The sequence below is a fragment of the Chitinophaga sp. sic0106 genome (assembly GCF_019219075.1).
Taxonomy (GTDB): domain Bacteria; phylum Bacteroidota; class Bacteroidia; order Chitinophagales; family Chitinophagaceae; genus Chitinophaga.
In genome coordinates this window covers 94,685-109,868 of sequence record NZ_JAHUWJ010000001.1, presented here as the reverse complement: position 1 = coordinate 109,868, position 15,184 = coordinate 94,685, and the positions used below count along the sequence as shown (strand labels likewise).

8 protein-coding genes are annotated in these 15,184 nt (G+C 46.8%); 5 read left to right on the top strand and 3 right to left on the bottom strand.

All coding sequences use genetic code 11. The features are described 5' to 3' along the window. Nucleotides 1–5 precede the first annotated feature (5 nt). Nucleotides 6–1,085 (top strand): family 10 glycosylhydrolase, encoded by a 1,080-nt coding sequence (locus KW844_RS00430; protein ID WP_218374742.1) that lies wholly within the window; start codon nucleotides 6–8, stop codon nucleotides 1,083–1,085. 146 nt (nucleotides 1,086–1,231) lie between these two features. Here KW844_RS00430 and KW844_RS00425 read toward each other — a convergent pair whose 3' ends face one another. Together KW844_RS00425 and KW844_RS00420 are read right to left on the bottom strand one after the other, a co-directional pair. After that, nucleotides 1,232–3,481 carry a GH92 family glycosyl hydrolase gene (locus KW844_RS00425; RefSeq protein ID WP_218374741.1) on the bottom strand — a complete coding sequence of 750 codons (2,250 nt, stop codon included), beginning with the start codon at nucleotides 3,479–3,481 and terminating at the stop codon, nucleotides 1,232–1,234. A gap of 98 nt (nucleotides 3,482–3,579) precedes the next feature. Continuing rightward, entirely contained in the window at nucleotides 3,580–4,794 is a 1,215-nt protein-coding gene (locus KW844_RS00420; RefSeq protein ID WP_218374740.1) for a glycosyltransferase family 87 protein, read from the bottom strand. Nucleotides 4,795–5,112: 318 nt separating this feature from the next. On the opposite strand from KW844_RS00420, the gene KW844_RS00415 reads away from it, so the two are divergent. From KW844_RS00415 to KW844_RS00400, 4 genes are all read left to right on the top strand, one after another. Beyond that, on the top strand, nucleotides 5,113–6,597 hold the full coding sequence (locus KW844_RS00415; RefSeq protein ID WP_218374739.1) for an aspartyl protease family protein: 1,485 nt from the start codon (nucleotides 5,113–5,115) through the stop codon (nucleotides 6,595–6,597). Nucleotides 6,598–6,613: 16 nt separating this feature from the next. Then, on the top strand, nucleotides 6,614–8,437 hold the full coding sequence (locus KW844_RS00410; protein WP_255578070.1) for an ABC transporter ATP-binding protein: 1,824 nt from the start codon (nucleotides 6,614–6,616) through the stop codon (nucleotides 8,435–8,437). Between the two features lie 843 nt (nucleotides 8,438–9,280). After that, nucleotides 9,281–12,952, top strand: coding sequence for a phosphoribosylformylglycinamidine synthase (gene purL, locus KW844_RS00405; protein WP_218374738.1), 3,672 nt, complete (start codon nucleotides 9,281–9,283; stop codon nucleotides 12,950–12,952). 211 nt (nucleotides 12,953–13,163) lie between these two features. Further along, complete coding sequence (locus KW844_RS00400) at nucleotides 13,164–14,507, top strand: glycoside hydrolase family 27 protein (RefSeq protein ID WP_218374737.1); 1,344 nt, start codon at nucleotides 13,164–13,166, stop codon at nucleotides 14,505–14,507. A 4-nt stretch (nucleotides 14,508–14,511) separates the two neighbouring features. On the opposite strand, the gene KW844_RS00395 is transcribed toward KW844_RS00400, so the two are convergent. Continuing rightward, nucleotides 14,512–15,093, bottom strand: a complete 582-nt coding sequence (locus KW844_RS00395) for a hypothetical protein (protein ID WP_218374736.1) — start codon at nucleotides 15,091–15,093, stop codon at nucleotides 14,512–14,514. Nucleotides 15,094–15,184 lie beyond the last annotated feature (91 nt).

The window sequence follows — 15,184 nt, the reverse complement described above, 5'->3', positions numbered from 1 at the left end:
CGTAAATGGATAAACGTAATTTTCTCAAAACACTCAGTATTGGTGGTGTGGCGCTCGCAGCGCCCTCCCTGCCTGTAATTGCCGCTGAAAAAGCAGCAGCTGCACAGCAAAAACGCAAAGTATCTCATCGCGTGTGGATCAACCCTGACCACAAGGAAAAATATGACGACCTCGTAAAAAGGTATGCAGGTTATAAGAAAGCAGGCATCGCTGATATCATGTTCGAGGCCGACAGTGAACAACATTTCAAAGCCGCCAAAGCCAATGGCATCAAAGCCCACCGCTGGATGTGGACAATGAACCGCGGCGAAAAAGAACTGCTCGCCAGTCACCCGGAATGGTATGCACAAAATCGCAAAGGTGAGTCCTGTGCCAACCACCCTCCTTACGTCGACTACTATCGCTGGCTATGCCCCAGCAAACCTGAAGTAGTGAATTACCTGAAATCGCAGGTAGAGCAAATCCTCCAGAAAGATTATGTAGATGGTATTCACCTGGACTATGTACGTTTCTGCGATGTGATCCTGCCGGTAAACCTCTGGAGCCATTATGGTATTGATCAGTCGAAAGAACTGCCTGAATATGACTTCTGCTATTGCGATACCTGCTGCAAAGGCTACAAGGAAAAATATGGTGTTGATCCAAAGGATATCGAACATCCGGATCAAAGCCCGTCCTGGCGTAAATACCGCTACGACCGCATCACCAACGTGGTAAACAACCTTGCCGGTGTAGCAAAACAACATAAAAAAGATATTACTGCTGCTGTATTTCCAACGCCTGAAATCGCAAAACGCATTGTGCGCCAGGACTGGACCAACTGGCCATTAACGGCAGTATGCCCCATGATCTATCACGGATTCTACAAAGAAAAAGTGATCTGGATCGGTGATGCCGTTGCGGAAGGTGTAAAAGCACTGCATGGTGCATTCCCGCTGTATGCCGGCTTGTTTGTGCCTGACTTCCACAACAACTATGATGATTTCCGTACTGCGGTAAAACTGGCTGTGGAAAATGGTGCTGCGGGTGTGTCTGTGTTTGGAGATGTGTCGCCGGAGATTTTGAAGGTGCTGGCGGAGGTATAAATGCATTATCCGTGAAGAGTCGCCATGCCGGCGACTCCTCGCTTAGGTCTTCCCGGCAGCTCCGCTAAATACATTTCGTTACTTAACATTATTACATAAAAAAGGACGGTCCATGACCGTCCTTTTTTATGTAATAATGTTATAAGTTAAAACCTGTTAAAAGGCCTATCTGCCGCAGCTTTTCCGAAGTTTACATTAGGTTTGTTACCCATGGTAATCTCCATCGTTCCGCCTTTTACAAGGTCGCTGTGCAGGATATAACTTTTCGTATAAGCTTTACCGTTAAGCTTTACACTTTGAATGTAAATGTTGTCAGCGCTGTTATTCACCGTTTGTACAGTGAATTTCTTACCATCTTTCAGAGAAATGGACGCTTTGCTGAACAGCGGGCTACCCAGCACGTACATGCCATTGGCAGGATTCACCGGATAAAACCCGAGTGAGCTGAAGATGTACCAGGACGACATAGCGCCGCAGTCTTCATTACCTGCAAGGCCTTCCGGCTGATCGAAGTAGAAGTCTTTCATTACCTGGCGTACTTTTTCGGCCGTTTTCCATTGGTTACCGGAGAAAGCATACATGTAGGTAACGTGGTGACTAGGTTCATTTCCATGTGCATACATGCCAATGAGTCCGGAGATGTCGCTGGACGCTTCGGTACCCATGTCCCCTTTAGCGGTGAACAGGCTGTCGAGCTTGCGGGTGAAGGCGTCGTCGCCACCCATCAGACTAATCAATCCCTCCACATCCTGTGGCACCAGCCAGGTGTATTGCCAGCCGTTACCTTCGGTGAAATCACCTTTTTCGTGGATGGAGTTAAACGGATCATAAGGTGTTTTGAAGCTGCCATCGCTCATACGCGGACGTACAAATTTAATGGTGCTGTCGAAGTAGTTCTTATAGTATCCGGCGCGTTTTTTATAGTATTCAAAATCTGCTGTTTTGCCGAGCTTTTTGGCCATGGCGGCAATGCACCAGTCGTCGATAGCGTATTCCAGTGCTTTTGATACAGACTCGTATTCTTTATCCGCAGGGATGTAGCCTCTTTCTTTTACATATTTCACGCCCAGGTCGTCGCGGGTAGAAGATGCTTTCATGGCTTCGAAAGCTTCATTGGCATCAAACCCTTTGAAGCCTTTCAGGTAAGCGTCTACAATCAGTGGGACAGCGTGGTAACCCACCATACAGTTAGTTTCGCTACCTACCAGTGGCCATATCGGAAGTTTTCCCTGTTGTTTGTGGATGGTAACCATGGAGTTTACGAAGTGACTCACTTTTTCCGGATGCAGGATCGTGTTGAGTGGGCCCCATGAGCGGTATACATCCCAGAGAGAGAATACGGTGTAATTATCGAAGCCCGGGTTAGGATATGCTTTCTTATCCGTTCCGCGGTAGCTGCCATCATGATCGTTGAAGAGGATAGGCGCTATCATGGTGTGATAGAGTGCGGTGTAGAACGTGCGGCGGGTAGCAGCATCGTTTGTTTGGATGTCCACGCGCGACAACTCTTTATCCCATTTGCCGTTGGCGGCATTTACCACTTTTGCAAAATCCCAGCCTGGCATTTCAGTGCTGATGTTGGCCGCAGCATTTTCACTGCTGACAGGAGAAATACCAACTTTCAGCATAACCTGTTCTGGTGACTGCTTAAAGCTGATCACTGCTTTAGCCGCTACTGCTTTGACTTCCTGCCCATTAACTTTACTATCTCCATCAAAAAGATTTACATCTTTCAATGGCACATTACTTTTAATGGTAAACCACAAGCGTTGGTCCACTGCCCATCCTTTGGAGTAGCGATAGCCGACGAGCGTATAATCGTCCTTTTTAGCAATATGCGTTTCTACAGGTGCATCCCAGCCAATCCCTTCTTTCAGGTCCACGATGATGTTAGCCTGCTGGTCCTTTGGGAAAGTATAGCGGTGCAGTGCCACCCGCTCTGTAGCGGTGAGTTCTACATCTGTATTATAATCATCGAGGTGTACATAGTAATATCCCGGACGTGCTTTTTCCCTGCTATGGGAATAGTGGGAACCATAGCCGGAAGTTGGATTTTCCTGGGTGCCGCGGTTGGTTCTCACATTGCCGGTGTATGGCATGATAAGTACATCGCCGAGGTCGCCGATACCGGTTCCGCTCAGGTGTAGCTGAGAAAAGCCTATAACCACGCTATCGGAATAATGATAGCCGGAGCACCAGTCCCAGCCCTTTACAATATTAGTAGGACCTACCTGTACTGCACCAAATGGAACGCTGGCACCTACAAAAACGTGTCCGTGTCCTCCCGAGCCAATCAATGGATCTACTGCGGCAAGGGATTTACTCTCTGAAAATGTGTTGGCAGCAATCGGTTTATTTTGTGCGCCTGCCTGAATGCCGCAACAAACAAGCGCCATAAGCGCAAGATTGCGGCCTGTCTTGATTCCCGGTAACATAAACAAAACCTTTAAGTCCGGCAATATACGTCGCTCTGCTGTATAAAATTTGCTAAATTTTATGTGTGCATTAGCGGAGCAAGTGCTGATTGGGACTTATTTTGCTCGTTTTCAACGGGCGACTGAAACTGTCTTGTAAGTATCTGATAAACTAACATTACATACAAAACCAGGCAGGGTAAGGCTTTGATAGCATAAGGCACTGCCACATGCGTTCTGAACCAGGGAGTGAGTAAATCTGAATGAGAGAAGCTGACGAGCAATATCGCGAAGAATAAAAAAATATTTTTCCAACGGGCAGGAGTCTGAATCACATACCAGATGCATATCGCCGGGATGGCAATAATATAGGTAGGCGATTCAGAGCTGCTGCTAAACAACACAGGAAAGAGTAAAACGCTGCTCAACAGATATAGACGATAATTGGGATCGGTTTTATAGTTTAACCGGAGATATTGCAAGGCGAAAAGTATTACGCCGGAAGCCAGTACCAGCAAGTCATTCAGCTGCGGTATCCTGAACAGGCGCTTGATAAATCCACCAGCAGATATGTCCTGGAAGCTGCGGAGATCCGCCTGGTTTATTTCATTTTTATGTACCAGCGCAGCAAACCATTCCTGGTACGATTGCACGATAAATGCAGGGGATGAAATCGCCATAGGCAATACAAACAAAACGCCAGACCAGAGGAAAAGGCCTGCAATAAAGCGCTTGGGATGACTACTGAAGAAAAAGAAACTCAGCCCCACGATACCATAAAATTTGGTTAGGGTGCCTAATATAATACAAAGAGTGGCAAGATAGTCTTTTCCACGAACGGTAAATGCAAATGTGAGCAGGATGCCGGCGAGTATAAACTGGTTTAACTGAAACCAGCCGCTGGCTCCCAGCAGTTCCTGGCTGCAGAGCAGTAAAATGATGTTTTGCTGCAATTTTTCCAGCGGCAATTGCCGGATAGCATAGAAGATGGCGCCCGCCCCTGCCATGGACCATAGCAACGCACCTAACTTAACCGGCAGCACCGCAAACGGCGCTATCATCAAACTAAATACAGGTCCGTAAAGGTTTACATCTAAATATTCAGCGGGATATTCAATATAAAGGGGCTGCTGATGAATCAGGTGAAAGAATACATTCTTAAAAATCAGGAAGTTATTGTAGTTCCCCCTGGAGATTTCAGTGATAGCACCTACAAACGCCAATCCAAACCAAACTATTACAATCAACCAGTCTTTTCGTCCAAGAAAAGCCAGGATATTTCTTTTTGCAGGCATTTCGATTCAGTTGTCGGTAAAAATGATGCTACAGTACAGATTAAAGGTTGCAAATGCACAACCTAATAACGCACGGTAGTCACTACCCCTCTAGTGCCTCAAAAAAATTATTCGTTATTGGAAAACCACTCGCTGGATTGCTTATTAATCACGGTGATAGCTATGTAAATGATGAATACCAATGAAATACATATTGCGGAGATTATTGCTGCAATCATTTTAGGAACATTTAAACATTACAATCTTTACTCAAGTTAAAGTAATTAGCTGGATATTTCTATAATTTCACCGCTACAAACCACCATTAAAAAAAGAACCGTGAAAAAATTATTCCTGTATGCAGGCATGTTCCTGTGCCTGGGGCATCGTGTACATGCTCAGGATGCGGCCACCGTTGTGAAGTCACTCGAAGCGGCTATACGCCAGAAGAGTGTGGAACAGGCGAAGCCACTCCTTTCTCCCTCCTTTCATATCGGATTTTACCCGGCGCCTTATGCTTACGGCATGCTGGACAGAGCCTTCCGGAAAGACAGTCTTCAAAAGCTGGTACTTAAAAAAGAAGAAAAAACTGCCGATGGTAAGCGCCTCAAAGTTAAATACTACAATGTAGGCCAGCAGCCCTTCGAGACTTACCTGTACCTCAACGCCAGCAACCAGCTAGAAAAAGTGCAGTATTACGATCTGCTGGCCGGTCTCAATATGGACAAGCCTTCCAGGCTGGCAGCAGTAATCCCGTTTACCTATCAGCGAAACAGAATAGTGATCACCCTCACCCTCAACGATTCCAGGAAGCCACTGCGCCTGTTGTTTGATACCGGCGCCGATGGTATGGGATTGAAAAAGAGTGTGGCAGATGAAATTGGCATCACCGCCAACCGTCAGCAAAATGCAAGCGTAGTAGGTGCTAGTACACAAATCGGCATTGCCAGTGGTATTGTTATGCACCTGGATACGCTCACTATTCCTAATAATAACAGCGCTATATTCCCTCAGTTTGACGCCGATCTCGACGGGCTTTTTGGTGCTAACTTCCTGAGGAACTATATCACCGAAATTGACTTCGATAGCTCGGTGATCCGCCTGTATACCTTTGGCAAATTCGATTACAACGGGAAAGCATCCCTTATACCCCTGGATTATTCCCTGGGAGTGCCTGGTATTAAAGGAAAAGCGACGTTAAATAATGGCAAGGTGCTGGATGGGGAATTCCATTTTGATACTGGTGCCGCCTATCCGCTGATCCTGTTCGGCCCTTCTGTACACCGCAATCTGCTGGATGAAAACTTCCAGGTGAGCTCTCACAGTACTACTACCAGCATGGGTCACTCCTCCCCTGTGGTGAACGGGGTGTTCAATGGTGTGGATATTGGCCAGTGGCACCTCAACAGCTTTACCGGCACTTTACAAACCTACCGTGAAGGCGATGAGAAATGGTCGCCAAAGGGCGATGGTAGCTTTGGTATTGAGCTGATCAACCGCTTTAACTGGGTCATCAACCTGGCTGATCACCAGTTTGCGGCTATCCCTAATCAAAACTTTGCGATGCCTGCTAACTTCTGGATGAAAGATATTGAATGGGGTTTTGCAGCTGGCAAGATGATTGTAAAACGTGTGGCGCCCGGTACTGGTGCGGCAGACAGTGGCATCATGGAAAACGACGAGGTGATGGCGATCAATGGCGTTAAAGTGGCTGACCTCAGCAACGAAGCGAATATTAAGAAGTACAGCGAAGAATGGAAAGGCCGCGAAATGAAAGTAGAGGTCAACAAATTCGGGAAGCCCTGGAAAATAGATATCCCTTAATTCGTAATTTCAGGTCATGAGAAAAAGGGATAAGCCAAGCATGACCTTCCGGGAAAGGCTGGCAGCATTGAAGAATCTGCCGGCCTTTTTCAAAATGGTATGGCAAACGAGCAAGAGCCTTACCATCGCCAATGCGCTGCTAAGAATTGTACAATCTGCCATGCCGCTGTCGATTCTCTACGTTGGCAAGCTGATAATTGACCAGGTAGTACAACTGGCGCAACATACCAATACACATGATACCACTTACCTCTGGCAGCTGGTGGCGCTGGAGTTTGGCCTGGCCATCATTTCAGATGCATTAAGTCGCGCCATCTCGCTGCTTGACAGTCTGCTGGGCGATCTCTTTGGTAACCATACTTCTGTGAAAATCATGGAACATGCTGCCACACTGGATCTGGATCAGTTCGAAGATTCCGAATTTTATGATAAGCTGGAACGCGCCAGGCAGCAAACGGCGGGTCGCACGGTGCTGTTGTCGCAGGCACTGAGCCAGGTGCAGGACCTGATTACCATGGGCTTTCTGGCAGCGGGGCTGATTGTTTTTAATCCCTGGTTGATCCTCCTCTTGCTCGTAGCGGTTATTCCCGCCTTCCTCAATGAATCCCAGTATAATGATAAAGTGTACCGCCTCACCTGGGGGCAAACGTCCGACAGGCGGGAGCTTGACTATATCCGTTACCTGGGCGCCAGTGATGAAACGGCCAAAGAGGTGAAAGTATTTGACCTTTCCGGGTTTCTTATAAAGAGATTCAAAACCATCTCTGATAAATTTTATGTAGATAAAAAGGAACTGGAGGTAAAGCATGTGGGATGGGGTACTTTCTTTGCACTGATTGGTAGTGCGGGCTATTATGCTGCTTATATAATTATCATACTCCGTACGATCGACGGGAGGCTATCCATCGGTGATCTGGCCTTCCTGGCTGGCTCATTCCGTCAGTTGCGTACAACTTTCCAGGGTATTCTGATTCGTTTTTCCAGCATCACACAGGGTGCTATTTATTTGAAAGATCTGTTTGATTATTTTGAGATAAAGTCCCGCATGGTGGCGCCGCTGCAGCCGCTGCGCTTTCCGGAACCTATCCGGGAAGGATTCGTTTTTGCGAATGTTGGTTTTAAATATCAGAACTCCGAGAAGTGGGCCATCCGTAATCTGAGCTTCACCTTACATGCCGGCGAAAAGCTGGCGCTGGTGGGCGAAAACGGGGCCGGAAAAACCACACTGGTGAAATTACTGAGTCGCCTCTACGACCCGGTAGAAGGCCGTATTTTATTGGATGGCCGGGATCTGAGAGAATATGATTTAAAGGATCTGCGTTTACACGTTGGCGTTATATTCCAGGACTTCCAACGTTACCAGATGACGGTGCAGCAAAACATCGCCGTCGGTAACATCTCCCAGATAAACAATCAGCAGCTGATTGATGAATCAGCGAAGCAAAGCCTGGCCTGGCCATTGATTGAGAAAATGCCGAATCAATACAACCAGATGCTGGGACGCCGCTTCCATCAAGGGATTGAACTCAGTGGTGGGGAATGGCAGAAGATCGCGTTGGCAAGAGCATATATGAAAGATGCGCAGCTGCTGATCCTCGATGAACCTACTTCAGCATTGGATGCCCGTGCAGAATACAATGTATTCCTGCATTTTGCGGAGCTTACAAAAGGCAAAACAGCGGTGTTGATTTCACATCGTTTTTCAACCGTACGCATGGCTAACCGGATATTGGTATTAGACAGAGGGCAGTTGCTGGAAATTGGTAGTCATGAAGAATTGTTGGAGAAAGATGGCCGCTATGCGGAGTTGTTTCATTTGCAGGCCGCTGGTTATCAATGATATAGTAAGCAGGAGCAGCTTCGGGGGTGAAGCGTGCTCCTAATCTCACTTATATTGCCCGTGTAACCGGGAACGTTATCCCACGCTTGCCTTGGGGACAACAAATATCATCACAGGGTCGTATACCCGGCAGAGTTAGTATATGGTTCGGAAATAATATATTGAACGTCAATGTATAGAACTTGATATGGTGTTTTCACATTAGTTTTCAATAGTATCCACTGGCGGACACAGGACTAGCATACCCTTCATTGTTCCGCATTTCAGAATAAAGATACTATTTCCCTGCATATTATTGCTTTTTCGGCCTACCACTCATCAATTCGCGTACCGGAAATTTTTGCAGTGGTATTTTTTTGTTGGAAACTGATGGTAATTGGAGTGATATAACAATTATGTATACACGTAAAATTTTTCTTAATATAAAAAACAAGGCCGGCAATTTCGCCGGCCTTTGTTTTCCTGTTTGACTTATAAATCTATCTATTTCCGCAGGTACAAAAAAAGCGCAAAATGCGGAGGGATGGATGCGCGCAGCACACCGCTCCCCAAATGACACCGAAGGTGTCATTCAATCAAAACCTGATACTTAATTTCCTTATATCAATTTAATTAAACATCAAATCCACTTATATTAATAAATCCTGCTATGTATTCGCCTTTTTTATCATATTATTGAGAAAATAATGTAAGATCTCCCTGTTTGTAACCTTCCTTTGCCAGCCCTGCTGGGCGCTGGTTTTCAGGATAAAACCTGCGAATCCACTGCATTCCTTGCCTGTTTTTCCGAAATCATTTCGTAATTTTGCGCTTTCGTAACAAAGACATCATAACCGCACTATAATGATTCATTTCTTTGTGAACCAAAAAGACACCGTCTATTGTGTTCAAACAGGAAACCACCCTTCAGAAGCAGATATCCAAAAGCTTAACTGGCTCTTCGGCAACGCCACCAAATTAGATGCGCTTACTGTAAACCGTACTTATGTGGGCCCGCGCGCAGCAATGGTAACACCATGGAGTACCAACGCAGTGGAAATTACCCAGAACATGGGCATCAGCGGCATTATTCGTATCGAAGAGTTTGAACCAGTGCCTGCAGATTTCAACGAGTTCGATCCGATGATATCTCAGAAATACAATGCACTGACCCAGGAACTGTATACCATCAACATCGAACCGGCTCCCATCCTGGAAATCGACGATATTGATGCCTACAACAAACAGGAAGGGCTGGCCCTCAACCCGGAAGAAGTGGAATACCTGAACAACCTCGCGGTTAAAATTGGTCGTAAACTCACTGATTCTGAGGTGTTTGCGTTCTCTCAGGCCAACTCCGAACACTGCCGCCACAAAATCTTCAATGGCACTTTTGTGATCGACGGTCAGGAAATGCCTACCTCTCTGTTCAAACTGATCAAAAAAACTTCTGAAACCAATCCTAACGAGATCGTTTCAGCCTATAAAGACAATGTTGCCTTCGTAAAAGGGCCTACAGTGACCCAGTTTGCGCCTGCTTCCCCAGATAAACCTGACTTCTATGTAGAAAAAGAATTCGAATCGGTTTTATCCCTGAAAGCAGAAACGCATAACTTCCCTACCACCGTAGAACCATTTGCCGGTGCAGCTACTGGTTCTGGTGGTGAAATCCGGGATCGCCTCGCAGGTGGTCAGGGTGCCCTGCCTTTAGCAGGTACCGCCATCTACATGACTGCTTACTCCCGCCTCCTGGAAGACAGGCCATGGGAAAACGGCATGGAAGAGCGTAAATGGCTCTACCAAACACCGATGGACATCCTTATCAAAGCATCGAACGGTGCTTCTGATTTCGGTAATAAATTCGGCCAGCCACTGATCACCGGTTCCGTACTCACCTTCGAACACGAAGAAGATGGCCGCAAGCTTGGTTACGACAAAGTAATCATGCAGGCAGGCGGTATCGGCTACGGTAAACTGAGCCAGGCTAAAAAGCACACCCCTAAAACCGGCGATAAAATCGTTATCCTCGGTGGTGAAAACTACCGCATCGGTATGGGTGGTGCTGCTGTATCTTCCGCAGATACCGGCGCATTCGGCTCCGGCATCGAACTGAATGCCATCCAGCGCTCTAACCCGGAAATGCAGAAACGCGCCGCCAACGCTATCCGCGGCCTCGTTGAATCTGATAACAACCCAATAGTTTCCATCCACGACCATGGCGCAGGTGGTCACCTGAACTGCCTGTCCGAACTCGTAGAAGAAACCGGCGGCCTGATCGACCTCGACAAACTGCCTGTTGGCGACCCTACCCTCTCCGCAAAAGAAATCATCGGTAACGAATCACAGGAAAGAATGGGCCTCGTGATCGGTGAAAAAGATATCGACACCCTGCACAAAGTAGCAGAACGCGAACGCGCTCCTATGTATACGGTAGGTGATGTTACCGGCGACCACAGATTTACCTTCCAATCCGCCTCCACAGGCCTGAAACCAATGGATTACGCATTGGAAGACTTCTTCGGCTCGTCGCCTAAAACCATCATGAAAGACAGCAAGGTAACACGTACCTATGCTGACCTTTCCTATGATGTGAAAAATGTGCCTGCCTATCTCAACCAGGTGTTACAGCTGGAAGCCGTAGCTGCTAAAGACTGGCTGACCAACAAGGTAGACCGCTGCGTAGGTGGCCGTGTTGCCAAACAACAGTGTGCCGGTCCTTTGCAGTTGCCCCTCAATAATGTGGGTGTAATGGCGCTGGATTACAAATCCACCGAAGGTATTGCTACCACTGTGGGTCACTCCCCGCTTACCGCGCTGGTTGATCCTGCTGCAGGCTCACGCAATGCAGTGGCGGAAGCACTGTCTAACCTCGTGTTTGCACCCATTAAGAATGGCCTGAAAGGTGTTTCCCTTTCTGCAAACTGGATGTGGGCATGTAACAACGAAGGAGAAGATGCCCGCCTGTACGAAGCTGTAAAAGCTTGCTCTGACTTCGCGATTGCCCTGGGCATCAACATCCCTACCGGTAAAGACTCCCTGTCGATGAAACAGAAATACCCTGACGGCAGCGTGATTGCACCGGGTACTGTGATCATCTCCGCAGGCGGTAACTGTACCAACATCAATAAAGTGGTGGAACCAGTGCTGCAGAAAAATGCCGGCAATGTTTACTATATCAATCTGTCGAAAGATGCGTTCAAACTGGGCGGCTCTTCTTTCGCGCAGATCAATAATAAGATCGGTTCACAAGTGCCTGACATTAAAGATGCAGCCTACCTTGTGAATGCTTTCAATACCATTCAGGAGCTGATCAACAATGATCAGGTAGCTGCTGGTCATGACGTGGGTTCCGGTGGTCTGGTAACAACATTACTGGAAATGTGCTTCGCAGATGTTAACCTCGCAGCAGATTACGACCTGAGTAACCTCAACGAGGCTGATACCGTAAAAGCATTGTTCAACGAAAATGTGGCGGTAGTGCTGCAGGCCAGAGACAACGCAGCTTTCGAAGCAGCGCTGAAAAATGCCGGTGTGGAAGCTGTGAAAATCGGTACAGTGAAAGAAGGTGAAGAAGTAAGCATTCAAAACAATGCAGATGCTTTCACTTTCAACATTCCTGCTACCCGTGATACCTGGTATAAAACATCTTTCCTGTTAGATTCCAAACAATCTAAGCATGGAATGGCGCAGGAACGTTACAATAACTACAAGTTACAACCACTGAGCTACAATTTCCCTGCTCAGTTCAATGGTAAGAAACCTGTGGTAGATGCTTCCAAACCTCGTCCTAAGGCGGCTATCATTCGTGAAAAAGGTTCCAACTCCGAGCGTGAAATGGCTAATGCGATGTTCCTCGCAGGCTTCGACGTGAAAGATGTACATATGACAGACCTGATCTCCGGTCGTGAAACACTGGAAGATATTCAGTTCATTGGTGCAGTAGGTGGATTCTCCAACTCTGACGTACTGGGTTCTGCCAAAGGATGGGCAGGCGCCTTTATGTACAATGAAAAAGCTAAGAAAGCGCTGGACAATTTCTTCGCCCGTCCTGATACAATGTCTGTTGGTATTTGTAATGGTTGCCAGCTGTTTATGGAACTGGAAATGATCAACCCTGATCATAAAGTTCACGGTAAGTTGTTGCATAATACCTCCGGCAAACACGAATCTAACTTCGTATCCGTGAAAGTACAGGAGAACAACTCCATTATGCTTAAAACCCTTGCCGGTGCTACGCTTGGCGTTTGGATTTCGCATGGTGAAGGTAAATTCAACCTGCCAAATACCGAAGATCAATACAACATCGTTGCTAAGTACGCATACGACAAGTATCCGCACAATCCAAACGGCTCCGACTTCAATACCGCTATGATGTGTGATGCTACGGGCCGCCACCTGGTGACCATGCCGCATATCGAGCGTTCTATCTTCCAATGGAACTGGGCACATTATCCAAAGAACCGTAAAGATGAAGTAACACCATGGATCGAGGCATTCGTGAATGCTAAAGCATGGTGCGAAACAAATAAGAAATAATAATTAGTAAGTAAAAACCAGCGTCAGGTTTCACCCGAAGCCTGACGCTTTTTTTATGAACAAATGGCCGCTTCCCTACGCACAGCGCCGAACTCCTTATCGGTACTGAAGGACTGAACTGAATATCCTCCGCTAAAATCTTCCCTATAAAATCTCGCCGAAAATTTAGATATTTGATAAATGTCTATTTGACAATTATAATCACCACGTTATGAAAAAGATGCTTCTCCTCGCAGCTATGATAGCCTGCTATGTCCACGTGCAGGCGCAGAAAGACTTTCATCAGTGGGCCGCCACCCCGCCAATGGGCTGGAACAGCTGGGATTGCTATGGCCCTAATGTAACCGAAGCGGAAGTGAAAGCGAATGCCGACTACATGGCCAAACACCTGAAAGCATATGGTTGGGAATATGTAGTAGTGGACATCCGCTGGTTTGTGGCTAATGACAAAGCGCATGGTTACAATCAAAAAGACCCGCAATATTCCATTGATGAATATGGCCGCTTTATGCCGGCAGTAAATCGCTTCCCGTCTGCCGCCGGTGGCAAAGGATTTAAGCCCCTGGCCGATTACATCCACAGCCTGGGATTGAAATTCGGCATTCATATCATGCGGGGGATTCCGGTAATCGCGGTTAACCAGGCGTTGCCTGTAAAAGGCAGCAACGCTACTGCAAAAGATATTTATTCACCTGCCGATCAATGCCTGTGGCTGCGCGACATGTATACCATTGTTCCGGGAAAACCCGGCGCACAGGAATATTATAACGCTATATTTGAGCTGTACGCCTCCTGGGGCCTGGATTTCGTGAAAGTAGATGACCTCTCCTCCCCGATCTATTTTACCCAGGAAGTAGAAATGATCCGTAAGGCTATTGACAGAACGGGCCGGCAGATTATATTGAGTACCTCTCCTGGTGAAACACCTATTGATAAAGGTGCGCACGTTCAGCAACATGCAAATATGTGGCGCACCGTGGGCGACTTCTGGGATAACTGGAAACAGCTTAAAGAGCATTTTGAAGTATTTAGCAGGTGGAATAAGTACCGCGCACCCGGTGCTTATCCCGATGGCGATATGTTGCCACTGGGCCGACTGTCCATCCGTGGTGAACGTGGTAATGACCGTATGACGGGCTTTACCAAAGATGAGCAGTATACCCTGATGACCCTCTGGTCTATTTTCAAATCGCCCCTGATGTTTGGCGGTGACTTTCCCAGCAATGATGCGTTCACCAATTCCCTGCTTACTAACCGGGATGTGCTGGCAGTTTTGAAGTACAGTACCAATAACAGGGAGTTGTTCCGTACCGCAGATAAAGTAGCCTGGATAGCAGATGATCCTAAAACGGGAGATAAATACCTTGCGCTGTTTAACACAGCTGACGTAGCCGCGGAGATTTCCGTGGAATTGAGCACGGCAGGCTTTACATCTCCCGTAAAAATAAAAAACTTATGGACAGGGAAAGAGTTGGGGAAGATAAAGGGAGTGTTTGGAGAGAAGCTAAATCCGCATGGGGTGGGGCTGTACAGGCTTACAACTAAGCGGAAATAAATGGTCAGATAGAGTTACCCAATACAATCAGATGCGAATTCAACTTTTTAACCAGTGTATCCGCCAGTTTATTAAAGTATTTTTTAGAGGCGAGGTTAGTAGATATATCCAGTGGGAACTGTCTGATAGGCCGGTTGGGATCAGCGTCATACATCAGGTGAAAGGTTGACTGCTGATGGGAATATTCATTTGGATATAAATTTTCAGTATTGCGATTACCTCCTATCGCCATATTGTTTCGAACATAAACGATTGTGCAGTCTCGCACTAAATTAGGCGTTATGAGCAGTATTGCATCATGCGGATGTGTTTTAGCTGCTGCCTGAATACTAATTGGCTCACCATTTTGGAATTTTCCAAGGTGTACAAATGTGGAGGAAAAACCGGCATGCTTATACTTTTTGTCTAGTGCGTATTGCAGGTCTTGTGCAATTTTCCTGCTGGACAGCGTGCCTGTAGATAATATTAACAGCTTGCTAATATAAGTTACAGTTGAGCTATCAGTGTCAGAATTGGTATTAATTACTTGTGCGTATGCAGGCAGCATGCCGGCAACCAGCAGCAGTGCAAGAATAATATTTTTCATGGTATAGCGTCCGGGAGGCAAGTTATTAAATCTCTGCAACTATTTATTATCCTTGCCCGGGTGCTGGCAAAACCTTTTTGAATACTTTTGA

Bases quoted from the DNA above. Each gene is read 5' to 3' on its own strand.
- KW844_RS00430 (WP_218374742.1), top strand. From the start codon at position 6: ATGGATAAACGTAATTTTCTCAAAACACTCAGTATTGGTGGTGTGGCG.
- KW844_RS00425 (WP_218374741.1), bottom strand. From the start codon at position 3,481: ATGGCGCTTGTTTGTTGCGGCATTCAGGCAGGCGCACAAAATAAACCG.
- KW844_RS00420 (WP_218374740.1), bottom strand. From the start codon at position 4,794: ATGCCTGCAAAAAGAAATATCCTGGCTTTTCTTGGACGAAAAGACTGG.
- KW844_RS00410 (WP_255578070.1), top strand. From the start codon at position 6,614: ATGAGAAAAAGGGATAAGCCAAGCATGACCTTCCGGGAAAGGCTGGCA.
- purL (WP_218374738.1), top strand. From the start codon at position 9,281: ATGATTCATTTCTTTGTGAACCAAAAAGACACCGTCTATTGTGTTCAA.
- KW844_RS00400 (WP_218374737.1), top strand. From the start codon at position 13,164: ATGAAAAAGATGCTTCTCCTCGCAGCTATGATAGCCTGCTATGTCCAC.
- KW844_RS00395 (WP_218374736.1), bottom strand. From the start codon at position 15,093: ATGAAAAATATTATTCTTGCACTGCTGCTGGTTGCCGGCATGCTGCCT.